This is a genomic window from Microlunatus parietis (genome assembly GCF_013407955.1).
In the GTDB taxonomy this organism is placed as follows: Bacteria; Actinomycetota; Actinomycetes; order Propionibacteriales; family Propionibacteriaceae; genus Microlunatus; species Microlunatus parietis.
In genome coordinates this window covers 4,133,131-4,158,231 of sequence record NZ_JACCBU010000001.1, presented here as the reverse complement: position 1 = coordinate 4,158,231, position 25,101 = coordinate 4,133,131, and the positions used below count along the sequence as shown (strand labels likewise).

Below are 25,101 nucleotides of genomic sequence, written 5' to 3'. Positions count from 1 at the left end.
GATCAGTGCATGTAGAGGCCGCCGTCGACGTTCAAGGTCTGCCCGGAGACGTAGCCCGCGTCGTCAGAGATCAGGTACGCGACGGCGGCTGCCACATCACGGGTCTGCCCGATCCGGTTCACCACAAGATCATCGGCCAGCTCGCGCTTCCGTTCCGGGCTCAGCGGTCCGCCCATGATGTCGGTGTCGATCGGCCCGGGGGCGATCGCGTTCACCGTGATGTCGTACGGTCCGAGCTCGCGGGCCAGGGACCGGGTCAGCCCGATCAGCCCGGCCTTGGCCACCGAGTACGGCGTCTTGCTGAACGTGCCGCCGCCGCGCTGCGCGGACACCGAGGCCAGGCTGATGATCCGGCCGCCGCGCCGGTTCCGGACCATCGTCTCGGCCACCCGCCGGGTCACGTAGTGGGCACCGGTCAGGTTGATCCCGATCACCCGGTGCCACTCGTCCGAGCTGACGTCGAAGTAGTCGAGCGGCGAGCTGACGCCGGCCGAGTTCAACAGCCCGAGGATCGGCGGCAGGGCGGCCTCCATGGCATCGATCGCGGCCCGCGCCTGCTGCTCGTCCGACACGTCGGCGGCCGCGCCGTAGGCCGCCACGCCGTGCCGCGCGGTGAGTTCACCGGCCAGTTCGTCGCAGGCCGCTTGATCAAGATCCAGCACACCGATGCTCCAGCCCTGCGCCGCCAGCACGTCGGCGGTCGCCCGGCCGATGCCACGGGTCGAGGTCGCGCCGGTGATCACTGCCGTTCGCTGACCGCTCTGCTCCATGATCAACCACTCCTACTTCGAGTACGCGTAGTCGGCGCCCGGTTTCCAGTCCGGGAAGGCATAGTCGTCCAGCGCGACCTCGGCACCGTCCGCCTTGGCCGCCGCGATCGCCTTCTCCCGCTCGGTTTCGTTGGCGTCGCTGAGCGTCTTCAACGCGGCCCGGAGGTCGGGGACGTCACCTCCGAGGTAGCCCTGCACGATCGCACCGAGACCGGGCGTGACGGGCTTGCGGCGGGCCTCGGCGAGCGAGACGTCCGGGTTCCGGACCACCGCCTGCGGCCCCTGGAACACCTGCTCCTTCAGCATCGTCACCGCCTTCTTGTAGGGATCCGTCACGTCCGCAGTGGCCACAAGATCGAGATCGATCGGCGGCGCGTCCATCGCCTCGGTGATCTTGACCAGGTAGTCCTCGCCGGTGAACGACTCGACCAGCTTCGAGGCCGCCTCCGGATCTTTCGTGCTGCCGGAGATCACGAAGGTCGGGCCGCTGAGGTTGCGATACAGGGCGACCGGGGCTCCGGCCTCCGGCGTCACCACCTGGCCGACGCCCATCTTGGGTAGGAAGTCCGGCTGCAGGACCCGTGATCCGCCGGGCGACCAGGCGCCGTCGATGAAGATCGCGACGCCGCCCGAGGCGTACCGGGTCCTGGCGTTGACCACGCTGAACGTGTTCGTACCGCTCAGCATCAGGCCGCCGGTGAAGAGCTCCTTCCAGAACTCGATCGCGTTCACGTACGTGTCGTCGTGGAACCCGTACTCCCCGGTGGCGTAACGGACTCCGCCGAGACCGGGGAAGCCGGCGACCTGGGCCATGTCGTTGATCTGATCACCGGCCCGGCCGCCGTCGGCGCCGAGCGCGATGGTCATCGGCGCGACCCCGGCCGCCTTCAGCTTCTGGCAGGTCGCCCGGAAGCTGTCGTAGTCACCCGGAATGTCCGCCGGGTCGAGGCCGGCCTTGGCGAACAGCTCGACGTTGGTCCAGGTGAAGCTCGGATGGGAGCGGAACGACTGCAGCGGGACGCCGTAGAGCTTCCCGTCGATCTTGGTCACCCCCTCGACCAGGATCTCCTTCGGCAGCCGCTTCAACGTGTCGTCCGACAACTCGACCTCGCGGATCCATTTGTCGGCGACGAGCGCGGCCAGCGGCAGGCCGACGACGTTGGAGAACACGTCCGGCAGCTTCTTCGCCTGGTTGGCCAGGCGCAGCGATTCGCCGGCCTTGGACGCCTCGTAATAGGTGTAGGTGACCGGCACGCCGAGCTGCTCGGACTGGCCCTTGGCCCATTCCTTCTGGAGATCCTGGTAGGCGCTGAAGTGGTCCCACCACTGGAGCCCTCCGCTCGACGTACCGGAACTGCCGCCGGAACACCCGGCGACGGCCGCTCCGATTCCCAGGGCCGTGATCCCACTGAGGAATCCACGGCGATTCATGGTCGGTCTCATGCCGACACCCCTTCCTCGCTTGGCGAGAGTTGGCTAGGACTTCACTGCTCCGGCGATGCCTTCGACGAAGTAGCGCTGCAGGAAGAAGAACAGGAGGACCACGGGGACGATCGAGATGATCCCGGCGGCCGTCATGCCGGACCAGTCCACGGCGTCCTGGCCGATGAAGGCCTGCATCCCGACACTCAGCGTGCGCAGTTCCGGACGGCTGAACGTGAACACCAGTGGCAGGAAGAACGCGTTCCAGGTGCCCAGGAAGGTCAGCAGGGCCACCGTCGCGGTGACCGGCATCGCCAGCGGGAACATGATCGACAGGAACGTGCGCAGGAACCCGGCGCCGTCGACGATCGCCGCCTCCTCGAGTTCTCGCGGCAGCTGCCGGAAGTAGCCGGCGTAGATCAGGATCGAGGCAACGTTCGCGCCGCCGCTGAGCGCCAAGATCATTCCGGCCAGCGAGTCGATCAAGCCGAGCTGCAGCGACACCTGGACGACCGGGATGATCGTGTAACCGGTCGGGACGAAGATCGTCGCGACCAGAATCCCGACGATCAGGCGGGAGCCGCGGAACCGGTAACGGCCGATCACGTAGCCGGCGGCGGCGCAGCGCAGCGTCACGATGATCACCGTGATCACGGTGACCAGCACCGTGTTGAACAGGTACCGGCCGAACTGCGCGTCCTCCCAGGCCCGGCCGTAGTTCTCCCAGACCAGCATCTCCGGGATGAGGTTCAGACCGGCCGCGAAGACCTCCGTGTTGTCCTTCAGGGACGCCGACAGCATCCAGACGAACGGGAAGATCCACAGCAGCACGGCACCGATCAGGAACACCGTCGCGATCCACCACGGCAGCCTTCTGATCAGCCGGCGCACCCGCGGGGCGGTCATCATGCCCCCGCCCGCAGCCGGCGCGCAGCCCAGACGCCCCAGAGCTGGATCAGTCCGACCACGAAGACGAACAGGCCGAAGAGGACGGCCGCCGCCGACGCGAACCCGAGTTGCGGGATCGGCGCGGTGAAAGCCCGCTGGTAGATGTAGATCTCGATCACCTCGGTGGCGAAGTACGGGCCGCCGCCGGTCAGCGTCTGCATCAGGTCGAAGGCCCGGAACGAGTCCTCGATGGTGAGCAGCGAGATGATGATCAAGAACGGCTTGAGCAGCGGTACGGTGATCTGGGTGAACAGCTGGACCGCCCCGGCGCCGTCGATCCGCGCCGCCTCGTACAGCTCGGACGGGATCGTCTGCAGCGCAGCCAGCCAGTAGACCAGCGTGATGCCGAAGAACTTCCAGACGTAGACCACGGACGCGGTGATCAACGCGGTCTGCGAGTCGCCGAGGAAGCTGATCCCGCCGCCGTGGCCGAGGGCTTGCAGCAGGCTGTTCAGCGGGCCGCTGGCGGGATCGAGCACGAACTGCATCACCACGCCGACGATCGCCGTGGTCGTCACCACCGGCAGGAAGAAGGCGGTCCGGAACAGCCGGGCCAACGGCAGTTTCGGCGAGTTGAGCACGATCGCCAGCAGGAAGCTCAGGATCACCCGGGCCGGAGCCACCAGCAGCATGAAGATCAACGTGATCTTGAACGAGCTCCAGAACATCGGGTCGGCGAACACCGCCTGGTAGTTGGCCAGGCCGACGAACCGCTGCTCCGATTCGAAGCCGTTCCACTCGACCAGGGAGTACCAGTAGCTCGCCACGATCGGGTACAGCGTGTAGAGGCCGTACAGGATCGCGGTCGGCAGCAGGAAGAGCCAGACCCAGAGGGTCAGCCGGCCCCGCTGGCCGCGTCGCGCAGGCCGTTCGGCCCGCTTGTCCTCGGGCCGCACTCCTCGCATCGCTAATGTCGTCATTGACGTCAACCTTCGAGAGTCGGATCAGTCGGACGCGAGGTCCGGGATCGGGCGGAGCTGGCTGGCGGCGAAGGTCTGTGGATCGTTGCCGGTTCGGTGGCCGGCCTCCAGCCCGTTGATCTTGGTCACCTCCTCACCGGACAGCGCGAAGTCGAACACGTCGGCGTTGGCTCGGATGCGTTCCGGCGTCGCCGATTTCGGGATCACGATGTGGCCGCGCTGCAGGTGCCACCGGAGCAGCACCTGCGCCGGCGTCCGACCATGATCAGCGGCGATGGCGTGCACCGTCGGATGGCCGAGATCGGCACCGCGGCCGAGCGGGGAGTACGCCTCGACGGCGATCCCGCGCTCGGCGCAGTGGCGCACCACGTCGGCCTGCTGGTACGTCGGGTGCAGTTCGAGCTGGTTCACCGCCGGAGTCTGCTCGCACTCCTTCGCGAGCCGCTCCAGGTGTTCGGGCAGGAAGTTCGACACCCCGATCGAGCCGACCCGCTGCTCCGCGGCCAGCCGTTCCAGCGCCCGCCAACTGTCGACGTAACGTTCGGCGGCCGGGTTCGGCCAGTGGATCAGGTACAGATCCACCCGGTCCAGGCCGAGCCGGCGGCAGCTGTCGTCGTAGGCCCGCAGCGCGGACTCGTACCCTTGATCACCGTTGCGCAGCTTGGTCGTCACGAAGACCTCGTCGCGCGGCAGCCCGCTGGCCCGGATGGCGGCGCCGACCCCGGCCTCGTTGACGTACGCGGCCGCCGTGTCCAGGTGCCGGTAGCCGGCCTCCAGCGCCACCTCGACGACGCTCTGGACCTCCGTCGGCGGGATCTCGAAGACGCCCAGGCCGAGCTGCGGCACCGCGGCCCCGTCGCGCAACGTGATCATGGTCGACCCGGACATCTCAACCGCCGGGGGTCAAGATCAACAGCGACACCGCCGGTAGCGGCAGCGTGACCTCGATCGAGAGCGTGCCGGACGCGTCAGCCGCGAGGGCGCGGGCCGGCTCGAGCTCCTCCAGCCCTTGCCGGGCCTGGATCTTCGCGATCTCGTCCGGGCCGGGATCGAACGGCGCGCCGAGCGACGTCCAGACCGTGTGCGCGTTGCTGTGATCATGATCGATCCGGAAGTGGGTCAGCCGGTAGGCGGTCCGGTCGAGCCCGGACAGCGCGAGCCGCACCGTCGTCTCGGCCTCGGCGCGCTGGTACTGGTCGTCGGTGTGCCGCCAGACCAGGATCGCCAGGGTGCCGTCGGCGTCGGTGGTGGCGAGGGCGTCGACTTCCTCGGGCATGCTGCTGCCATCCGGATCGTCGAGAGCCTCGATCGACCAGGCCCGGTCGGACCGGGCGGCGATCCGCCGGCCGCCGAGCCGGCCGAACATCCGGTAGGCGTTGAGCAGCGGCTTCTCGGTGCCGTCCGCGGTGAGGAAGGAGCGAGTCCCCTCGAACCAGCGCTCGGCCTCGAAGTAGAAACTCCACGAGGTCGCCTGGTTCACCGAGACCGGGCCGGCGGCGTTGAGGTCAAGGATCTTCTTGAACAGTTTCGCCTGGAACACCGGATAATATTCGGTGTTCTGGAACTCGTAATTGGCGTTGTCGTAGCGCCCGAAATGCGCCGGCACCGCGGCGTCGCACTCGTCGACCAGGATCTCGAGTTCACGATATTCGGGGTAGTCGGCGATGATGCGATTGCACCGTACGATGTCGTACAACATCTTCGTCGAGGAAGGGCTCGCCTGTTCGGTCGCGGGTGCGCCGATCGGCCGATAGTCCCGGGTCGGGAAATGGCAGCCCTTCGTGTGATACGAGATGAAATCGAGCGGTTCGCCCCTCGAACTCGTGTAATCGAGGAATTCCTTGAGGAACTCGAGGCCGCCGCTGGTCACCGACGGCCCGCCGACCTTCGCGCCGGGGATCGCGGCACGGACGGCCCGCGCGGTCACGGTGTAGAGCTCGTTGTACTGCTGGACCGTGCCGCCCCAGTAGAAGATGTCGGGCTCGTTCCAGAGTTCCCACAGCCATTGGCTGACCTCGTCCATCCCGTAGCGCTCCGCGCAGTGCCGGGCATGCGCCTCGACCAGACCGCCCCAGCGCTCGTAGTCGCGCGGCGGGAAGCGCCAGGCGCCCGCTTCGTACGCGCCGTACAGCGTCGGGCTCGACGGCACCGTGAATTCCACATCGGGCACCAGGTCTCGCGGGGTGAAGCCCAACTCGACCAGCACATGGTGCCCGGCGCCGACAATGGCGTCATAGGCCTGGTCGACGAGCGTGAAATCGTAATAGGGATTCCCCTGCTCGTCCTCGTGATAGACGTTTCCGGAACTCCAGTGCGGAATTCCGAAGCCGCTGCCCGAGCAGAAGACGTAATGCGGCCGGACGTGGTAACTGTCGCCGCTGATCTCGCCGAACGTGCGCAACAGGCGCTTCCCGGTTCGGGTATAGGTCCAATTGAATTCGTCGTAGCCGATGCTGCGCCAGACCGGCTCGATCGGGCCGAGGTCGGCGGCGGCATCGATCTCGACCAGCGCCTGGTCGACGTGCGGTGCATCCGGGTCGCTGGGCGCCGCCGGCGGGAACGGGCTGCGGGCCCGGCGGCTGACATGGGGGTTCTGGGTCTCGGTGCTCACGGGGGTGGCCCCTCGCTCTCACTGCGTCGTGTGACGGGCGGCGACGCGACTCGCCGCGTCCGGTGATCAACTCCTCCATCGAGTTTCACGACCCGAACCCCATATTGTCAACGATATATTGTTAATGATTTGTAGTTCGTGACATGATCCGGGGACACGGCCAGGAAGGAGGCGCGCGTGCTTCCCCAGGGAATCCAGCGACCGATGCAGGTCCAGCCCGCGCTCGGCACGATGGTCGCCAACCTGCTCCGCGAGATGATCACCAACGGCCAGTTCGAGCCGGGCGAGCACCTCAAGGAGGCCGCGATCGCGGAAGCCATGTCGGTCAGCCGCGGGCCGGTCCGCGAGGCGTTCACCCAGCTGGAGGCGGAGGGGTACGTCGAGCTGCGCCGGCACCGCGGCGCCTACGTGGCCGCGCTGACCCGGGTCGACGTGGAGGAGGTGCACACGCTGCGCGGGGCCATCGAGCGGCTGGCCGCCGAGCGGGCCTGCACCCGGATGGGCGCGGCCGAGTTCGCCGAGATGGACGAGGTCCTGGAACGGATGAAGGCCGTCGACACGACCATCGATCCGGACAGCGCGGTCGTTCTTGATCTTGCCTTCCACGACATCGTCTACGCGTCCTGTGATCACGCACGCGTGCAGCGGGTCTGGGAGTCGATCCGCGGTCAGGTCCGCCTGTTCCTGCGAGCCCGCAACATCAACTTCCCCGACTTCTCAGAGGTCGGCTACCCCGAGCATCGCGAGCTGCGCGACGCGCTGGCCGAGGCCGACCCGGAGCTCGCCCGGGCCGCCGTCGACAAGCACATCCTCGGTGCGTACGAACGCCTGAAGCGGCTCGACCTCCCCTGATCAGGCCGGGTGTCGACTACGTCCGCTGAGCCTGACGAAGCATGCCCTGCCCAGGACGCCGCCTCCTCAGGCGGTGACCCGCAGCCCGCGCTCAACCCCAGGTGAGCCTCGCCCGGGTGGGATCAGGAAGGGTCAACCAGAAGCTGGCGAACCCGCAGTCGGTCGACCTCAAGATCGCCGATCTTGAGGGTACGAATTGTGGCCCGCCGGATCACCAGCCGCCCGATCGCGATCACGCCGAACGCCAGTGCACCCCCGGCCAGCGCGCCGACCGCGAGCCCGGCCAGGCTCAGCCCGCCGATCGCGCTCGCCCCGCCCGCCCGCGCCCCGGGCAGCGGCGCGCCGGTCGAGCTGCGGCCGGCCGGCTCGTCGATCGGGGTGGGATCCGGTCCATGATCAGCACTCATGAAATCCACAGTGGCACAGATCGTCGACCGCGGTCACGAGATCAACCTGCAGCGCAGGCACGGCTACTGCTTCCACGCAGCGAGTTCGTCCTCTGGCAGCGGTTCGAAGAAGCTGTCCGGGACTCGGTAGCCGACGAAGCCCATCTCCCGCCGCGAACCGTCCTGCATGGCCACCAGCCGTGCCACCGGTCTACCGCCGCGAGCGATGATCACCTCTTCGCCCGCCTCGACCGCGACCAGCAAGGCAGCCAGACGCGCGTTCGCTTCCTGCACGTCGACGAGCTGCGTCATGCCTCAAGCCTGGGCTGACCAACCTGTCTGGTCAACGGGTTCGAGGGATTCCTCCGACGTCTCGAGCTCTGCTGCGATGTCCGCGGCCGGCTCGGTCTCGGCGTAGCTGGTCACGGTGGCCAGGTCCAGGGCGAGGTCGATCTCGAAGTCGCCGAACATCAGGCGGGTGGCGGTGTGGGCGGCTTCCCGTACCGAATGTTCGGCCTGATCGGCGAGCCGGTCCGGCGTGTGCACGATGATCTCGTCGTGCAGGAAGTAGACCAGGTAGGGCCGATCGTCGGGCGGGCCGAGCGTGGCGAGCCGGTTGCGCAGGTCGGCCATCCAGCACAGCGCCCACTCCGCGGCGGTGCCCTGGACGACGAAGTTGCGGGTGAACCGGCCCCAGTCGCGGGCCTGTTGCCGGGCCCGGCGCTGCTCGGTCGGCCCGGCCTCCGGCTGGCTCGCCGCGTTCTGGCCCTCGTACCACCACGGCCCGGGCCGCGGTGAGCTCCGGCCCAGCCAGGTGGTCACCACCTCGCCCCGTTCGCCGGCCCGGGCCGCGTCCTCGACCAGCCCGGTGGCCCGCGGGTAGGCCTTGATCAACCGCGGCATCAGCTGCCCGGACTCGCCGGTCGTCGCTCCGTACAGGGCGCCGAGCATCGCCACCTTCGCCTTCGCGCGGGTCTCCACCACTCCCTCGTCGACCAGGCCCTGATAGAGGTCGCCGCCGCGCGCGGCCCGGGCCAGGCGATGATCACTGGCCATCGCAGCCAGCACGCGCGGTTCCAGCTGGGCGGCGTCGGCCACCACCAGCCGCCAGCCCGGTTCCGCGGTCACCGCACCGCGGAGCAGCTTGGGGATCTGCAGCGCGCCGCCGCCGCGGGTGGCCCAGCGACCGGTGACCACGCCGGCCGGCACGTACTCGGGGCGGAACCGGCCGTCCCTAACCCACTGATCGGCCCAGCCCCAGCCGTTGGCGGACAGCAGCCGGGACAGTTTCTTGTACGTGAGCAGCGGCGCGATCGCCGGATGATCAAGCTTGCTGAGCTCCCACTGCCGGGTGCTGGTGGCGTCCAGCCCGACCGTGTGCAGGGCGCGGAGCAGTTCGGGCGGCGAGTCGGGATTGAGGCCGGGCTGCCCGAGCGCCGTACGGATCTCGCCGAGCAGCCCCTCCAGCACCGCCGGCCGGCCACCGAATCGCGGCTTCGGGCCGAGCAGCTCGGTCAGTTGTCGATCATGGACCGCGACGTCGAACGGCAGCCCGTGGTGGTGCAGTTCGGCCGCGATCAAGGCACCGGCCGACTCGGCGGCGAGCAGCAACCGGAGCCGGTGCCGGTGCGGCGAGTCGGCGACCGCCGCGGTCTGCAGCCGGTGCTCGGCGACCACCTGATCCAGGTCGGCGCGCTCCATCGGCCGGGCCAGCAGCGTCGGCTGCTCGTCCTCCAGCAGTTCGGCCGGCGACCGGTCCCAGAACGTGTCGGAGCTTTGCAGCGGCTCGGCCAGATAGGTCGAGGCGGCCAGGATCGCGTGGCAGAGGCGAAGATCGACGCAGCGTTCGAGCCGGACGCCGGCGCGGAGCAACTCCGGATAGAGCTCCCGGGTGTCCGCCCACACCCACCGTGCGCCGGCGCGCTCCAGTTCACCGAGCCGGACCGGTGCCGCGGACCGGTCGATCGTCTCGTCGCTGGCGCCGCCCAGCGATCGCAGCACGACCAGGTCGTCCGCGACCGCGACGGCGATCTCCTCCACGGTCGCCGACTCTACGGAGGGGCTCCGACAGTCAGTCCAGCGACGGTCACCGGGGGAAGGCACGCATCTCCCACATCTCGTCGGGGACATTCCCGCGGGAACGTCCCCGACCTGTTCGGTCGGGGGCCGGCGGTGGCCGCGTCAGACCCGGGTCGCGGGGGAAGATCCGGCGCGGCGAAGTGAGCCTGGTGCAGATTCGCATGGCGAAGTGCACTGGGCTGAAGCCTTGCTTCGGGTGTGGCTCACGGCGAAGCGGCGGACGCGCGGTTCGCGCCGGGCCTCGCGATCGCGAGCTAACAAGCCGAGAACGGTGGCGGGACGCGTTGCCTCGCAGATTGTGTTCCTGGCCCGGGACCGGAACGAGGCCGCCCGCAGGCGGTCCGACTGGCCCGCTCCCGGTTGAACAGCCTTGCGCCTGGTCGGGTCCCGTGTCTCGGGCCGCGGCGTTCACACCGAAGGTCTTGCGGTCTGGCCTGCCGGATCGCTCCTGTCATGACCCCGGACCCGCAACCGCCCCACGCACAGTTCCGCCGCTGGCGCCGGCCCGGGGGAACCCTCCCCGCTGGAATCGGTACTCAAGGCGGTCTGATCCGCGTCGGCGGACTCGGGCGGGTGTCAGCTGCGTTCCCGCGGGAACGTCGGTGACGGTTGTTACCGTCCGGGCATGACCACGGTCGATCAGCTCGCCCATCGGTTCGGCATCGTCCTGGACCCGGACTCCGTATCCGGAGGCCTGTCCGGCTCGGCGGTCCGGCGGGGGACCCGGGCCGACGGGACGCCTGCGGTAGTCAAGATCAGGTTCGCCGAATCGGGCTTCGACCGCGTCGCCGCCGAACGCGAGCTCACCTTCTATCGGGAGCTGGCCGGCGATCTCGGGATCAAGACGCCCGAGTTGCTCGCTCACCATCAGTCCGACGACTGCGTGGCGATCCTGCTGTCCGCGCCGGGGACGATCCGGCCGGCCCCGGACTGGACCCATGATCACTGGCTCGCGCTGGCCGGCGATCTGGCCGCGCTGCACGAGACGCCGGTGCCGGACGGCGGCCTGTGGCGGCACGCGCCGGACGGGGAGGTGCCCGGCTCCGATCCGGACCGGTGGCGGAGCTACTGGGACCGGCCCGGCGAGGCGGAGCTGTTTGCGCCGATCTTCGACGATCCCGGTGCCCTGACCGCTGCCGTACGGGCGCAGCCGTTCTGTTTCAACCACGGCGACTGCCACACCGACAACATCCTGATCACCGAGGCCGGCCTGGTCTGGGCCGACTGGCAGGTCGCCGGATTCGGCCGTCCGGCGGGCGAACTCGCCTTCGCCGCCGGCCGCGCCGCGCCGTCCGGAGCGACGCCGCCGCTGGCGGAGATAATCAAGCTCTACGCCGACCGACGCGGCCTCGACGCCGCCGAACTCGCCCGTTCGGTCCTGGCCGCCGAGCTGTCGACCGCCCTCTTCGCCTGGCCCGCCTACGCCGGTTACAACTCCTCGGCCGGCATCGATCGGGTCCATGGCCGGGCGGTGGACCTGGCCAGACGCTGGCTAACCGAGGTCTGACGAGAGCCAGTGCTCCGGCCTCATGAAGATGCCGGAGTGCTCGCCCATCTGGGTCAGCTCGAATTCCACGTAGCCGGCCACCCGGTCCGGCGGCAGGTAACGCGCGGCCATCTGCTGGGTCCTGTCCCGGCTGCCAGGCTCGATCCTGGTCACCGGTCCCTCGACCGACACGTACCGGATCGTCGGCACGACCCGCTGCACCATCAGGCTGAACCGTCCGGCGGCGCGGATCGCACGACCCTTCCGGGACTCCAGTTCGGTGTTGACCCAGAGCTCTCCACCGGGGGTGTAGCCGTACCAGATCGGCACGACCAGCGGGGCGCGGCCCTCACCCTCGGACACGGCCAGGGCACCGATGTGCGGCTGGGCCAGAAACTCTTCGCGTTCGGTTTGGGACAAAGGCATGGCCCCGAACCTAGCCGCAGCCACCGACACTGCCGTACACTCACTGCCCGACCATGTAAGCAGCCCCAACTGTAGGCGGCCGTTCGGCCGGTGGAGTGGTCGCGTTCCGCGCAGGCGCTTCGGCGCCGGTGATAGACAACAAGTGGGCGCGTGGGCACAGGACACGGAGGCATCCGCAATGCGCCGTTCGCCGCTGCCCACCCAACAACGATTCTCACTGACCCGGCTGCTCGGGTTGCCGTCGATCCGCGGCCACCTGCCGCTGGTGCTCGCGCTCTGCATCGACGCGATCGGGACCGGCCTGGCCGGGCCGCTCGTGCTGCTCTACCTGACCACCGTCGTCGGACTGCCCGTCGCGACCGCCGGCCTGGTGGTCACCGGCTCCGGTGTGCTCTCGCTCGCCGTGCCGGCCGTCGCGGCCGCCGTCGCCGGTCGGTTCACGCCGCGGACGATCGTGATCTTCGCCCTGATCCTGCAGTCGATCGGCATGGCCGGCCTGCTGCTCGCCGTGCTGCCGGCCGGCCGCGCGCTGCCGATCCTGGTCTCCTGTTGCCTGCTCACCGCGGTCGGCGGGCGGGCGTTCTGGTCGTCGATCTTCGCGCTGATCGCCGACGCCGCCGACGCCGCCGGGTCCGCCGGCAAGGAGTCCTGGTTCGCGCTGTCCGGGATGACCCAGGGCGTCGGCTTCGCCGTCGGGGCGCTGATCGCCGGCGCGTTGTTGATCATCCCTGGTTCGCTGCCGTACGTCATCGCCCTGGCGGCCAACTCGGTGAGCATGATCGCTGCCGCCGTCCTGTTGGCCCGCGACCCCGGCCACGCCCGCCGGCCCGCCCCGGCGACCGGTGATGATCATGAGAGCGGCCGGGTGCACCGGGACGGCCCGTACCTGCTGCTGATCGGGGCGAACACCCTGTTCGCCTTCTGCAGCACGATTCTGGCCGTCGGTCTTCCGCTGTACGTGGTGCACGGCCTGGACGCGCCGGCCTGGCTGATCGGACCGCTGCTGGCCATGAACACGGTGATCGGGGCGACCTGTCAGGGCCTGGCGGTGCGTGCGACGAGCCGCTTCCGGAGGATCCGGGTGCTGGTCGTGGCCGGCCTGATCTGGGCGGCCTGGGGCGTGGTCACCGCGGTGCTCGGACTGGCGCCGGTCTGGCTGGTGATTCCCGGCTTGATCATCTCCGTCCTGGTCTATTCGATCGCCGAGCTGATCCACGCCCCGGTGTCGATGGGGCTGGCCTCGGACGCGGCGCCGCAGGCGTCGCGGGCCGGTTATCTGTCCTGGTTCCAATACTCGTTCGCCCTGGCCACGATCGCGGCGCCGGGCGCGTTCGCGGTCGCCTTCGCCGCCGCTCCGGAGCTGCCCTGGCTGATCACGTCCCTCATCGGGCTGCTCGGTTGTGCGGCGATCTTGGTCGCTGGTCGCGGCTTGGCCCCGCGACTGCGGCGCTGATTGTTAAGGTCAAGGCATGGTGGAGCGCGTCGAACTCGAGGTCGGCGACCGGGTCGTCAAGATCAGCAACCCGGACCGGGTCTACTTCTCCGCGCGCGGAGAGACGAAGCTCGACCTGGCGAAGTATTACCTCTCGGTCGCGGACGGCGTCGTCAACGCGCTGCACCACCGGCCCTGCATGCTGCACCGGTTCCCGGACGGCGTCGACGGCGAGAAGGTGCACCAGAAGCGGCTGCCGCACGGCGCGCCGCCGTGGATCCAGACCGTCCGGGTCGACTTCCCGTCCGGCCGGCACGCGTACGAACTCTGTGTTGATCATCCCGCCGACGTGATCTGGGCGGTCCAGATGTCGACGGTGGAGTTCCATCCGTGGAACTCCCGCAGCGAGCACGTCGAGCAGCCCGACGAGTGGCGGATCGATCTTGATCCCGGGCCGCAGGCGAGCTACGAGGACGTGCGCCGGGTCGCCGCGGTCACCCGCGAGGTACTGGACGAGCTGGGCGCCACCGGCTTCCCAAAGACCTCGGGCAGCAAGGGGATCCACATCTATGTCCGGGTCGCGCCGGTGTACGAGTTTCCCGACGTGCGGCGAGCCGCCTGGGCCTTCGCCCGGGAGGTCGAGCGGCGGGCCGGCGGCCTGGTCGACCTGACCTGGTGGCGCAAGGACCGGGACCCGGCGACGGTGTTCGTCGACTACAACCAGAACGCCCGTGATCACACCGTCGCCTGCGCCTATTCGGTACGGGGAACGCCGGAGGGCCTCGTGTCCGCCCCGGTGACCTGGGACGAACTGCCCGAGGCGGATCCGCGCGACTTCACGATCGCCACCATGCCCGCCCGGTACGCCGAGCTGGGCGACCTGCACGCGGGCATCGACGACGAGATCTACAGCCTTGATCAACTTCTGGAATGGGCCGAGCGGGACGAGAAGGACGACGCACCCCCGCCCGACGAAACCTGACCCGCCTTGTCGCCCTGGCCCTGTCGTCACCCTCCGGTCGGTTTTTCACGTTACGTGAAAAACTGTCGCTCTACCACAGAAGCTTCCCTGGTATAGCGACAAGAACCTTGGTGAGGTGGGACGGGGGTGACCCTTGGGATCTCCCGGGCGGACTCACCGGCCGGTGTGATCGCCTCAGCTTGATCTTGTGACGTAGGTCAGATGCCCGGGACCGGAACGGCTGGCACGATCGGCTCGTGATCAACCCACCCACGTCGCCGACGCTGCCGGCCCGGATCGGCTGGGCGGCGCATCTGCTGCTTCGGATCGGTCTGGCCGGCTACCTGTTCGTCTACGGCTGGGCGAAGGTGTTCCTGGCCCAGATGGGCCGGGCCGACTTCGGCGACGCCCTGGTGGCGTACGGAGAGATGAGCCCGATGGGGTTGCTCTGGCGGATGATCGGCTATTCGGTCCCGTTCCAGTTCCTGTCCGGCGTCGCCGAGGTGCTGGCCGCCGGCCTGCTGCTGTGGCGCCGGACCGCCGGCGCCGGCGCCGCGATCGCGGCGTTCGACATGTACTTCGTGTTCCTGCTCAATCTGTCCTACGACGTGCCGGTGAAGCAGCTGTCGCTGGCTCTGGCGATCGGCGCGACGATCGCCGCGATCCCTTATGCGACAAGGTTTCTGCGGTCCCTGTTCACCTCCGGCCCGCTCCCGCACGGGCCGCTGCCGACGATCATCACCGGTCGAGCCGGCAAGATCATCAACGTCGCCGGGGCGGTGCTCGCGGTGCTGGCCGTGATCACCTCCGGGGTGCTGTTTCGGCTGACCTTCCCGGCACCGCAGGAGGGGCAGGCGCTGGCCGGGGTCTACCGAGTGGTGGACGACACCGCGAAGCCTGCCGCACAGTTGGCCGATGATCAACGATGGCAGCAGGTCGCCTTCGGTCAGTGGGTCGTCCATGGCAAGTCACGGTGGTCGATCCGGCAGGCCAACGGTGATCTCCGCACCGGCTCCTTCTCCGAGGCCGGACCGAACCTGATCATGGCCGAACTCAAGGCCGCCCAGCGCGGACCGGTCCGGACCACCGAACCGGTCACGACGAGACTCGAACTGCGTTGGGAGCGCCTGGCCGACGGCCGGCTCCGGCTGACCGGCGGCGGCCAGGATCTCACCCTGGCATCCGATCCGGAGTTCCGCTTCCTTTTCGACCGCGACTTCTCCTGGGACGCGCGCCCGCCGGTGAATCGCTAGTGAGCCGGCGGCTGGGCCGGCACCAGGTCGACCAGAGCAGGGCGGCCTTGCTGCTGGTCGCGGCGAAGGCGGCGGGCGTGTGCAGCAGTAGTTGCTCGCCCACGGTCGATCGACTGGCCTCGGCGCGCGTCGCGGTCGGGGGTAGCCGCCCGGTTCACGATCGGCGAGAGCCACACTCGGATAGCGGCCGAGCGCGTCGGCGATGCGATCGGGACGGGACGCCGATCCGTCCGGACCGTTCGTCACGGGTCTCCGCGGCGATCCCAAGCTGCTTCTCCCGCTGATCCAGCGCAGCGATGGCGGAAAACCTCCTCAGTCCAAGCGGTATGGGGGAGTGCGACGTTGCACCGCCGCGCGTGTGGAGGAATCCCGACACGCCGGCCGCGACCGGCTCAAGGACGGGTCGGCACCATCGCCGCATCGGCATCACCGAATGGACGGTTGACCGGCAAAGCCCGAATCGAGGTCAGACCGTCCGCTCAGCGGCGTCCGCCACCCGCCCGGCCCGGCGCGCGCTCGGGCACGGTGACTACCCGAGGCCGCGGGCGGACAGCCAAGCGGCGGCGACCTTGTCCACCGGCTCACCGCTGCCGACCTGGCTCTTCAGCACCGTGAGTTCCTGGGTGGTGAGTGCAGCATGGACGGCCTCGATCGCCCCCAGCGCGGTCGGGTTCGCCTTGATCGCGGCGCCGCCGACGGCGGTGACGTTCTCCGGTAGCACCATCGCCTCGGGGTCCTCCAGCCGGACGAAGCTGTCCCCGGCGAGGACCGGATCGGTGCCGCTGAACGCGCCGACCGAGACCGTACCGGCGCCAAGGTCACGAGCCAGGGCGGCCGAGTCGGGGTACGGCCTGAAGGAGGCGAACCTCGCCCCGTAGATCGCGGTCAGCGCCTCGGGGCCGTACTTCTGCCGGGGCAGGTCGGCCGGGCCGCCGAGCACCGTACCGTCGGAGATCTTGGCCAGGTCGTCGAGCGTAGCCACCTGCTTCGCGTCGGCGGTGGCCTTGGTGATCACGAAGCTGACCTTGGCCGAGGCGGACGCCGGCTTGACCACGACCAGGTCCGGGCCGGCCGCTTCCGGAAGCTGATCTTCGACCTCGGAGGCCGTGCTGGCGGCCTGGGCCGGGTTGAGTTCGGTGAGCAGGGCGCCGGTGTGGTCCGGGACCAACGCCAGTCTGCCCTCCCGCAATCGCTGCAGGTAGTCGGCTCGCTCGCCGACCGGCTCGGTGCCGGCCGAGAGGCCCTTGGCCTGCAGGGCGCCGACGTACAGCTGGGCGAGCAGGGCACCCTCCGCCGATTCGGGGGCGCCGACCACGAAGTCCGGCGCGGCCGAAGCCTGGCCGCTGCTACGCAGCGGATCGGCATCGAGCGTACAGCCGGCCATGATCATCACCAGCAGGATGATCATGGCCGGACCGGCGAGACGGCGTCGCATCGGCGTCAGGCGACGCGCCGCCGGGCGGCCCAGCCGAGCCCGGCGAACGTCAGGTAGAACAGCCAACCGAGACCGATCAGCAGCACCGCGCCGGCGAACACCTGCGGGTAGCCGGAGTCGAAGCCGGTCTTGATCACGCCGCCGAGGCCCGGGGCGCCGATCATGCCGGCCACAGCGAGCGCGGTCACCGTACCGGCGCCGACCCGGGCCAGCGTGCGCAGCACCGGCGGCAGCACCAGCGGGATCCGGTAGCCGAAGAACAGGCCCGCCCGGGACAGGCCCATCGCCCGGCCCGATTCGATCACCGCGGGATCGCCGGCCCGGAGTTCGCGCGCGGTCACACCGGCGACGGAGAGCATGATCAACAACAGCAGGCAGCCGGCCAGCACCGGCAGTCCGGCGCCGAAGATGATCACGCCGACCGCGAGCAGGCCGAGCACCGGTACGCCGGTGCCGAGCCAGGAGACCAGGCGGACCACCGGCCGGCTGCCCCGGAAGGCACCGAACAGGCAGCCGAGACCGAGGCCGAGCAGACCGCCGACGACCAGCAGCACCAGCGTGCTCAACGCGTGGACCGCGAGCGCGATCAGCAGCGGGCTGCTCCAGGTCCAGTTGGCCGCGTCGAACAGGTATCCGGTCAGATTCATGCTGCCACCTCCTCGATCGGCTCGGCCGCCGCGAGACGGCGGAGGCCACGGAAGATCAGGTCGACCATGATCGCCAGCGCGACCACCAGGACGATGCCGCTCAGCGCCTGGGTCAGGTCCCGGGTGTCCAGGCCGCGCCAGATCAGGCCGCCGAGCTCACCGCCGGGACCGAACGCCGCGGAAACGATCACCCCGCCCAGCGTGGTCAGGACGACCGTCGCCACGGCGACCCGGCCGACGGTGCCGAGCACCCGCGGCGCGAGGTAGGCCAGGTCGAGCCGGAACCGGGTCGCGGCGCCGAGACCGGCCACCTTCAGGTACGCATACGGGGCGGCAGGGCGCCTCCGGTGCGCCACCAGCACCGACCGGCAGATGCGCAGGACGGCAAGAGTCCCGAAGGCCAGGATCAGGTTGAGCCGGTCGTCGATCGCCGTACCGCGGACCAGCGGGGCGATCAGCAACAACCCCAGCGACGAGGCGTACGAGAGCAGGTCGAGGACCGGCGCCAGGACCGGGCCGACGCGCAGCTTCGCCAACAGGTAGCCGAGCGGGATCCCGATCACCACGCCGGCGGCCAGCGACAGCCCGAGTACGATCGCGTGCCCGGCGAGCAGGGTGCCCAGATAGCCGCTGTTCTGGACGACCCAGTCCCAGTTCACCGCCGGCCCCCGGCCGCGACCGGCTGCCGGGCGCTGTCCGCCGCTTCCGGGTCGGTCTGGACCTTGCCCGGACGTACCTTGTCCACGCCACCGGCCTGAGCCCGGCGCGCGACTGCGGTGCCCGGCTTGGCTTCCGCCGCCTCGTCGGTCTCGGCGTCGTTCTCCTCGGCCTCGTCGGCGACCCGGATCGTCGTCTCCTGGTCGGCCTCGTCGACCGGGCGGACCGTGGTCTCCTGCTCCGCCTCGTTGATCACGACCTCCGGTGAACGGGGGCTCGTTGCGGCCGGCTGGTTCGGGGTGGTCTCGGCCGCCTCGATCCCGGCCCGGACGGCCGTGGTCCGCTGCTCGACCGCGGCGGCGACGATCTCGGCCGCGCTGAGGACGCCGGCATACCGCCCGGTGCCGCGGGTGACCGCGACCGCGAGCCCGACCGGCGAGGTGAGCGAGGCGTTCAGCGCGTCCTGCAGGGAGCCACTGCCCGGATCGAACACGTCGCCGAGCGGCAGCACCGTGCCGGTGCGCTCCGGGTCCACCCAGCCGAGCGGCACCGCGTCGTTGTCGACCAGCAGCGTCGCGCCCGCGTCGGGGTCGGCCGAGGCCGGATCGCGGACCACCGGGACCCGCTGCAGCGGCAGCCCGATCGTCGTCGCGTACGCCAGCGCGCGGTAACCCCGTTCGGCGCCGACGATCTCGGCGACCAGAGAGTTCTGCGCGTCCAGGACGGCCACCGGGGGGCCGGCGTCGATCACCCTACCGTTGGCGAAAACGACCAGCCGGTCGGCGATCGCGAGCGCTTCGTCGACGTCGTCGGTGGCGACGATCGCGGTGAACTCACGCTCGGCGTGCAGCCGACGCAGTAGGTCCTGCATGGCGGTCCGGTCGCCCGGCTCCAGGTCGCCGAACGGATGGTCGAGCAGCACCAGGGTCGGGTCGCCGGCGATCGCCCGGGCCAGGCAGACTCGCTGCCGCTGAGCGGCGGTCAGCCGGGACGGCTTGAGCCGGCCGGTGGCGCGATCCAGCCCGACCTCACGGAGCAGGTCGTTGGCCTCGGTCAGCGCCTTGCCGCGGCCGGTCGCGCGGACCCGCGGCACCGTGGCGATGTTCTCCGCCGCGTCCCGGTGCGGGAACAGCCCGCCCTCCCGCAGCAGGAAGCCCTGGCCGCGCCGCAAAGCCTTGCGGCGAAGGGTTCTCAGCGGTTTGCCGTTGATCATGATGCGGCCGTCGGCCGGTTCGATCAGGCGGTTGATCATGCGCAGCACGGTGCTGGTCCCGGAGCCGGGTTCACCAAGCAGCACCGTGATCTGGTTCTGGTGGGCGGCGAAGGTGACGTCGGTCACCGCGGACGAGCCGCGTCGAGAAGCCCGACTCACCGATTCGAACTCGATCACAGGGATCACCAACTACTCTGCCCAACCGTTCGGGGAAGTTTTCTGTGGCCACGGGGGCAGACTTAGCCACGAATCCGAGGCTAGAGGGAGGTTGCCGCCATAGCACGGAACCGCCCCGGCGCGCCCCCACTTTCACGCCCCACAACCCGCCGCCGACCAGCCCGGCCACCCCGATCCCGCGCCCCTTCATCCGCGACCGTTCCTTTCGTTCGCGACCGTTGCAACAGTCGCGGACGCGAGGAACGATCGCGGCTGCGAGGAGATGGCTTGGGTCCGAGCGAGCGCAGATCGGCCTCTCGTCAATCGATGCGCATCAGCGACCGTTCCGCTCACCCGCGACCGTTGCAACAGTCGCGGCTGCGAGGAACGATCGCGGCTGCGAGGAGATGGCTTGGGTCCGAGCGGGCGCAGATCGGCCCCTCGTCAATCGACGCGCAGCCGCGACCATTCCGCTCACTCGCGACCGTTGCAACAGTCGCGGCTGCGGGGAACGGTCGCGGCTGCGAGGAGATGAGCTAGGGGCGGGGGCGCGCGGTCAGGTCGCGACGAGGTCGGCGGCGAAGTGGCAGGCGGAGCGGCGGCCGGGGGCGACCTCGAGGACCGGGGGCGGCGGATCCGTACGGCAGACATCCTGGGCCCGAGCGCAACGCGGATGGAACGGGCAGCCGGCGGGGATCCGGGTCAGCTCGGGCGGCCGGCCGGCGATCACCTCGAGTTCCTGGCCCTTCCGGTCCACCCGCGGGATGGACCGCAACAGAGCCTCCGTGTACGGATGCGCCGGCGCCGCGAAGAGCTCGTGCACGCCGGCCTGCTCGACGGCCCGACCGGCGTACATCACGGTGATCTCGTCCGCGACGTCGGCCACCACCCCAAGATCATGAGTGATCAGGATCAGGCCCATGTCCCGTTCGGCCTGGATCTCGGCCAATAGCCGCATGATCTGGGCCTGCACCGTGACGTCCAGCGCGGTGGTCGGCTCGTCGGCGATCAGCACCTCGGGTTCCATGGCCAGGGCCATCGCGATCATGACCCGCTGCCGCATCCCGCCGGAGAACTCGTGCGGGTAGTCCCGGACCCGCTGCGCGGAGTTCGGCACCTGGACCAGGTCGAGCAGTTCGACCGCCCGGGCCCGGGCCGCACGCCGGGACATCCCGCGCCGTGCCACGAGTGCCTCGCCGAGCTGGAAGCCGACGCTGTACACGGGATTCAGGGCGGCCAGCGCGTCCTGGAACACCATGGCGATGTGCTCGCCGCAGACGGCCCGGTGTTCCCGCCGCGGCATGGTCAACAGGTCGACCCCGCGGAACTTGATCGTGCCGCCGGTGATCTTGGCCGGCGGCGTCTGTAGCAGGCCGAGCACGGCCTGGGCGGTGACGCTCTTGCCACTGCCGGACTCGCCAACGATGGCCAGGGTCCGGCCGGCCTCGACCGCGAACGAGACGCCGTTGACGGCCCGGACCACCCCGTCATCGGTACGGAACTCGACGGCGAGTTGATCAACCTCGAGCAGCGGCCGGTCACCGCCGGGCTCGTCGAACGGGTCCATGATCACCTCAGCTTCGGGTCCAGGGCGTCCCGCAGGTTGTCGCCGATCACCACGAAGGACAGGATCGTGGCCAGCAGACAGCCGAGCGGGAACAACAGCAGGTGCGGGAAGCCGCCGGTGAACCACTCGGCGCCGTCGGAGATCATGATCCCCCAGCTGACAGCCGGCGGCCGGACGCCGATGCCGAGGAACGCCAGTACGGCCTCGGTCGCGATCACGCCGGCGATCGAGGTCGGCACCAGCGCGGTGACCGGGCCGATCGCGTTCGGCAGGATGTGCGAGAACATCAGCCGCAGGTCCGACGCGCCGAGCGACCGCGCGGCGGCGACATAGTCGAGGTTCTTCGTCTCCAGCACGCTGGCCCGGACGTAGCGCGTGTAGCCCATCCAACTGAACAAGATCAACACGATCGCCGGTTGCACGATCGAAGCCAGCTGACCGCCGCCGAAGTCGACGTTGCGGAACAGCGACAGCAACAGCAGCGCGGCCAGCAGGAACGGGATCACCAGGAAGATCTCCAGCACCCGGGAGGTGACCGCGTCCACCCAGCCGAGGTAGTAGCCGGAGACGGTGCCGAGCACCAGCCCGATGATCAAGGACGCGCCGACCACGGTGAACGCCAGCACCAGCGACGGCCGGGCGCCGTGCACCAACTGGGCCAGCACGTCGCAGCCGTGCAGGTTGGTGCCGAACGGATGCTCGCCGCCGAGACCCGTCGGCGGCAGCCGGGACTCGGAGATGTCGCAGCGCTGCGGGTCGGTGGCCGTGAACAGGGTCGGGAAGAGGGCCACGACCACGAAGAACAGGCTGATCACGGTCGCGATGATCACGTCCGGTCGGCGCCGCATCCGGCGGAACACGTCGGACCAGAGCGACCGCGCGGCCTGGTCGACCCGGCCGCCCGGTTCGGTCTCGGCCGCGATCGCCGCCTGGGTGGTGGGATCAGTCATCGTGAAACGCCTCAGTCATAGCGGATCCGGGGATCGAGGACCGCGTACAGAAGATCGACGAGCAGCATCACCGCGATCGTGATCACGGCCAGGATGGTCACGACGCCGATCACCACCGACACCTCGCTGCCCCGTACGGCATCCCAGAGCACGCCGCCCATCCCGTAGATGTTCATCATGCCCTCGGTGATCACGGCCCCGGCGAGCGCCTCGGCGAAGACGAAGCCGACGGCGGTGATCACCGGGATCGCGGAGTTGCGGACGATGTGGTAGGCCGCGACGTGGGTGTCGCCGAGCCCCTTCGCGCGCGCGGTCCGGACATGATCGGCGTTGTAGTTCTCCAGCTGGCTGGCCCGGACCAGGCGGAGGAACGGCGCCGCCCCGGCCAGGCCGAGCAGCAGCCCGGGAATGATCACGGTCGCCCACGGATGCTCGGGCGAGAACGACGGTTTGAACAGCAGAGCCGGCAGGCTGTCGTCGCCGAACCGGTCACTCATCCAGTTGCTCACCGGCACCGTGATGATGAACTTGTAGACCAGCAGCATCACGAACACCGGGAACGCGTCAATCAGGATGCTGATGAACCGGATCGAGTGATCGGGAGCCCGGCCGCGGAACCGCGCCGCCACCGACCCCAGCAGCATGCCGGCGATCATCCAGGTGAGCGTGACGATCACGAACAGGCGCAGCGTGTTCGGCGCCGCCGTGGCCACGATGTCGGCCACCTCGCGGCCCCGGTGGTTGGTCCCGAAGTCGCCGGTCAGGTAGTCGCCCATCCGCTTCACGAACGGTCCCAGGCAGGGATTGCCGAGCTGGTCGTAGCAGGGATCGGCGAGCCCGAACCGTTCCTCCACCGCTGCCAGCTGGGACTTCGACGGCACCCGGTCGCCGAAGAAGGCCAGCGCCGGGTTGCCGTTCAGCTGGATCGCAGCCGTCATCAGCAGATGCAGGAGCAGCATCACGCCGACCAGTGAGCCGACGCCCTGCAGCAGCCGCCGGACGATGTAGCTACCCAATGATCTTGCCTACCACCGAACTCGGACTGATCAACCGACGTACTTCAGCAGGCGCAACTTGGTCGCGCCGCTGAACGGATCGAGGACGACGTTCTCGACCCGGTCGCTGTGGAACGTGACCGCGAGCGCGAAGCTGAGCGGGACCGTCGGGAAGTCCTGGGCCAGCACCTTCTCCGCCTCGGCGTACTTCGCGACGGCCTCCTCGACGCTCTTCGACTGATCACCCTCGGCGATCAACTTCTCGAAGTCCGCGTTGTAGTAGCCGAAGTTCGTGTTGCCCTTCTTCGCGTCGCCGCTGGCGTACACCGGGGCCAGGTAGTTCTCGTTCAGCGGGTAGTCCGGGAACCAGTTGTTGCGGAACGCACCGTCGAAGTCGCGGGCCCCGCGCCGGGCGAAGAAGTCCGGGGTCGGGTCGAGCTCGTACTCGATGCCGAGGTTGAGCTTGATCTGATCACCGATGGCGCGGAAGTACTGCTCCTGGGTCTCGTTCTGGCCGAGCGAGATGGTCAGCTTCTTGCCCTCCGGCCAGCCGCCGGCCTTGGCCAGCGCCGCCTTCGCCGCGTCCGGATCGAACGTGCACCACTCGCAGGTACCGGCCTCGCCGCCGGGAACCCCGCCGGGCACCACCCAACTGTCGGCCGGGACGGCCTGGCCGGGCAGCACCTGCTCGATGATCGTCTTCCGGTCGATCGCCATCGAGATCGCCTTGCGGAACTCGATGTTGTTCCACGGAGCGCCCTTGTACAGCGGGAATCCGAGGTACGTCAGCCCGGCGCCGGGACGCTCGACCTTGCGCGCGGTCAGCTCCGGATCGTTGTTGGCCGACTGCCACTCGGCCGGCGGCGGCGCCCCGGTGTCCAGGTCGCCGGCCTGGAAGTCCGGCCAGGACGACGAACCGGAGTACTCGGTCCACTCGATCCGGTCGTAGTTGGGCGTCTCCTCACCCTTGTAGTCGGCCCACCTGTCGGCGGTCAGCTTGACGCCCTGCTCCCACTCCTCGACCTGGAACGGGCCGTTGCCGATCGGCTTCACGGCGCACGCCTTGACGTCGTCGATACAGGCCTTGGCGACCGGAAAGAAGCCGGTGTAGCCGAGCATCGTGGAGAAGCCGACGAACGGCGCGTTGAGGGTGACCTTCAGGGTGCTCGGATCGACCACCTCGACGCCGGACAACTCCTTGGTCGTCGGCTCCTTGGTGACCGTGACGTTGCCCTCGTCGTCCTCCTCGTACTCGCCCTGCATCTCCTCGTAGCCCTTGATCCGCTCGAAGAAGTAGTTGTTCTCCACGGCGTTCGGGCCGTACGCGGCGTAGTTCCAGGCCCGGGCGAAGGCCTCGGCGTCCACCGGCTCACCGTTGTGGAAGGTGAAACCGTCCTTGATCGTGATCGTCCAGACCGTGTTGTCCGGCGAGCTGATCTCGGAAGCGATGTAGTTGTACGGCTCGGTGGTCTCCGGCCGGTAACGGACCAGGCCGTCGTAGATCACGTCCAGTACCGCGATGTTGTCGTTGACGTTGGAGTCCATCGGCAGCAGCGTCTCGACGTCCTGGGTGAGCGCCAGCCGGACCGTCTTCGGCCCCTCCGGCTGCTCGCCGCCGGGAGAACTCCCGCCTCCGCAGCCGGACAGCGCCAGCACCGACGCGGCCAGCAGCGCGAGGGCCGCCGTCACCTTCGGCTTGATGATCGACATCGATTTCCTCCCGGTCGGCCGAGCTCAGGGTGAAACGGATCATGCCACGATCCGCCGCAACAGGTGCCCACGGTGCACATTTGTTACACCGCCGTAGCTGGGCGACGGGTCGGTGACAGGTGCGGATCATGGCGGACCGCACTGGTTACCGGCCAGTAAGGTGTGCTCTGTCGGCGTGCCACGGGCCACCATCGGGCGCGCCGCTGACCCCATCTGGCCCCGGGA

23 protein-coding genes are annotated in these 25,101 nt (G+C 69.3%); 5 read left to right on the top strand and 18 right to left on the bottom strand.

The genetic code is table 11. The annotated features are described in order from the left end of the window. Positions 1-2: 2 nt before the first annotated feature. The 6 genes from BKA15_RS19930 to BKA15_RS19905 are packed head-to-tail and all read right to left on the bottom strand — an operon-like array spanning position 3 to position 6,671. A complete protein-coding gene (locus BKA15_RS19930; protein WP_179758579.1) occupies positions 3-770 on the bottom strand; it encodes an SDR family NAD(P)-dependent oxidoreductase in 768 nt (255 codons plus the stop codon). A gap of 12 nt (positions 771-782) precedes the next feature. Next, on the bottom strand, positions 783-2,213 hold the full coding sequence (locus BKA15_RS19925) for an ABC transporter substrate-binding protein (protein ID WP_179753674.1): 1,431 nt from the start codon (positions 2,211-2,213) through the stop codon (positions 783-785). 33 nt (positions 2,214-2,246) lie between these two features. After that, positions 2,247-3,101 carry a carbohydrate ABC transporter permease gene (locus tag BKA15_RS19920; RefSeq protein WP_246322390.1) on the bottom strand — a complete coding sequence of 285 codons (855 nt, stop codon included), beginning with the start codon at positions 3,099-3,101 and terminating at the stop codon, positions 2,247-2,249. After that, entirely contained in the window at positions 3,098-4,060 is a 963-nt protein-coding gene (locus tag BKA15_RS19915) for a carbohydrate ABC transporter permease (protein WP_218871489.1), read from the bottom strand. Before BKA15_RS19915 ends, BKA15_RS19920 begins: the two co-directional genes overlap by 4 nt. Positions 4,061-4,084: 24 nt before the next feature. After that, positions 4,085-4,933: an aldo/keto reductase gene (locus BKA15_RS19910; protein ID WP_246322389.1), complete on the bottom strand. Its 849-nt coding sequence runs from the start codon at positions 4,931-4,933 to the stop codon at positions 4,085-4,087. 16 nt (positions 4,934-4,949) lie between these two features. Next, on the bottom strand, positions 4,950-6,671 hold the full coding sequence (locus BKA15_RS19905) for a GH39 family glycosyl hydrolase (RefSeq protein WP_179753670.1): 1,722 nt from the start codon (positions 6,669-6,671) through the stop codon (positions 4,950-4,952). 177 nt (positions 6,672-6,848) lie between these two features. Between BKA15_RS19905 and BKA15_RS19900 the strand changes: the two genes are divergently transcribed. After that, a complete protein-coding gene (locus BKA15_RS19900) occupies positions 6,849-7,523 on the top strand; it encodes a GntR family transcriptional regulator (protein WP_218871488.1) in 675 nt (224 codons plus the stop codon). A 122-nt stretch (positions 7,524-7,645) separates the two neighbouring features. On the opposite strand, the gene BKA15_RS19895 is transcribed toward BKA15_RS19900, so the two are convergent. The 3 genes from BKA15_RS19895 to BKA15_RS19885 all read right to left on the bottom strand — a co-directional run bounded on the left by BKA15_RS19895 (position 7,646) and on the right by BKA15_RS19885 (position 9,949). After that, positions 7,646-7,930: a hypothetical protein gene (locus BKA15_RS19895; protein ID WP_179753668.1), complete on the bottom strand. Its 285-nt coding sequence runs from the start codon at positions 7,928-7,930 to the stop codon at positions 7,646-7,648. A 63-nt stretch (positions 7,931-7,993) separates the two neighbouring features. Further along, complete coding sequence (locus BKA15_RS19890) at positions 7,994-8,221, bottom strand: type II toxin-antitoxin system Phd/YefM family antitoxin (protein WP_179753666.1); 228 nt, start codon at positions 8,219-8,221, stop codon at positions 7,994-7,996. Positions 8,222-8,224: 3 nt separating this feature from the next. Then, complete coding sequence (locus tag BKA15_RS19885) at positions 8,225-9,949, bottom strand: bifunctional 3'-5' exonuclease/DNA polymerase (protein WP_218871487.1); 1,725 nt, start codon at positions 9,947-9,949, stop codon at positions 8,225-8,227. Between the two features lie 664 nt (positions 9,950-10,613). Here BKA15_RS19885 and BKA15_RS19880 point away from each other — a divergent pair. Further along, positions 10,614-11,495 (top strand): aminoglycoside phosphotransferase family protein, encoded by an 882-nt coding sequence (locus BKA15_RS19880; RefSeq protein WP_179753663.1) that lies wholly within the window; start codon positions 10,614-10,616, stop codon positions 11,493-11,495. On the opposite strand, the gene BKA15_RS19875 is transcribed toward BKA15_RS19880, so the two are convergent. Beyond that, the gene (locus BKA15_RS19875; protein WP_179753662.1) at positions 11,481-11,900 is read right to left on the bottom strand and encodes a pyridoxamine 5'-phosphate oxidase family protein; all 420 of its coding nucleotides are present in this window, start codon (positions 11,898-11,900) and stop codon (positions 11,481-11,483) included. The two genes, BKA15_RS19880 and BKA15_RS19875, sit on opposite strands and share 15 nt — an antisense overlap. A gap of 178 nt (positions 11,901-12,078) precedes the next feature. Here BKA15_RS19875 and BKA15_RS19870 point away from each other — a divergent pair, with 178 nt between their 5' ends. The 3 genes from BKA15_RS19870 to BKA15_RS19860 all read left to right on the top strand — a co-directional run bounded on the left by BKA15_RS19870 (position 12,079) and on the right by BKA15_RS19860 (position 15,546). Beyond that, positions 12,079-13,353, top strand: a complete 1,275-nt coding sequence (locus BKA15_RS19870) for an MFS transporter (protein WP_179753661.1) — start codon at positions 12,079-12,081, stop codon at positions 13,351-13,353. Positions 13,354-13,369: 16 nt separating this feature from the next. Beyond that, positions 13,370-14,314, top strand: coding sequence for a non-homologous end-joining DNA ligase (ligD, locus tag BKA15_RS19865; protein ID WP_179753660.1), 945 nt, complete (start codon positions 13,370-13,372; stop codon positions 14,312-14,314). Positions 14,315-14,550: 236 nt separating this feature from the next. Then, the gene (locus BKA15_RS19860) at positions 14,551-15,546 is read left to right on the top strand and encodes a DoxX family protein (RefSeq protein ID WP_179753659.1); all 996 of its coding nucleotides are present in this window, start codon (positions 14,551-14,553) and stop codon (positions 15,544-15,546) included. A 529-nt stretch (positions 15,547-16,075) separates the two neighbouring features. Here the strand turns inward: BKA15_RS19860 and BKA15_RS19855 are convergent. The 8 genes from BKA15_RS19855 to BKA15_RS19820 form a co-directional block, all read right to left on the bottom strand. Continuing rightward, on the bottom strand, positions 16,076-16,981 hold the full coding sequence (locus BKA15_RS19855) for a glycine betaine ABC transporter substrate-binding protein (protein WP_179753658.1): 906 nt from the start codon (positions 16,979-16,981) through the stop codon (positions 16,076-16,078). A 5-nt stretch (positions 16,982-16,986) separates the two neighbouring features. Next, the gene (locus BKA15_RS19850) at positions 16,987-17,628 is read right to left on the bottom strand and encodes an ABC transporter permease subunit (RefSeq protein ID WP_179753656.1); all 642 of its coding nucleotides are present in this window, start codon (positions 17,626-17,628) and stop codon (positions 16,987-16,989) included. Beyond that, positions 17,625-18,287 (bottom strand): hypothetical protein, encoded by a 663-nt coding sequence (locus BKA15_RS19845; protein ID WP_179753654.1) that lies wholly within the window; start codon positions 18,285-18,287, stop codon positions 17,625-17,627. Before BKA15_RS19845 ends, BKA15_RS19850 begins: the two co-directional genes overlap by 4 nt. Continuing rightward, the gene (locus BKA15_RS19840) at positions 18,284-19,624 is read right to left on the bottom strand and encodes an ATP-binding cassette domain-containing protein (protein WP_179753652.1); all 1,341 of its coding nucleotides are present in this window, start codon (positions 19,622-19,624) and stop codon (positions 18,284-18,286) included. Before BKA15_RS19840 ends, BKA15_RS19845 begins: the two co-directional genes overlap by 4 nt. A 586-nt stretch (positions 19,625-20,210) precedes the next feature. Further along, entirely contained in the window at positions 20,211-21,221 is a 1,011-nt protein-coding gene (locus BKA15_RS19835) for an ABC transporter ATP-binding protein (protein ID WP_179753649.1), read from the bottom strand. Between the two features lie 2 nt (positions 21,222-21,223). After that, a complete protein-coding gene (locus BKA15_RS19830) occupies positions 21,224-22,171 on the bottom strand; it encodes an ABC transporter permease (protein ID WP_179753647.1) in 948 nt (315 codons plus the stop codon). Positions 22,172-22,182: 11 nt separating this feature from the next. Continuing rightward, positions 22,183-23,187 (bottom strand): ABC transporter permease, encoded by a 1,005-nt coding sequence (locus BKA15_RS19825; RefSeq protein WP_179753645.1) that lies wholly within the window; start codon positions 23,185-23,187, stop codon positions 22,183-22,185. Between the two features lie 30 nt (positions 23,188-23,217). Then, on the bottom strand, positions 23,218-24,876 hold the full coding sequence (locus BKA15_RS19820; protein WP_179753643.1) for a peptide ABC transporter substrate-binding protein: 1,659 nt from the start codon (positions 24,874-24,876) through the stop codon (positions 23,218-23,220). Positions 24,877-25,101 lie beyond the last annotated feature (225 nt).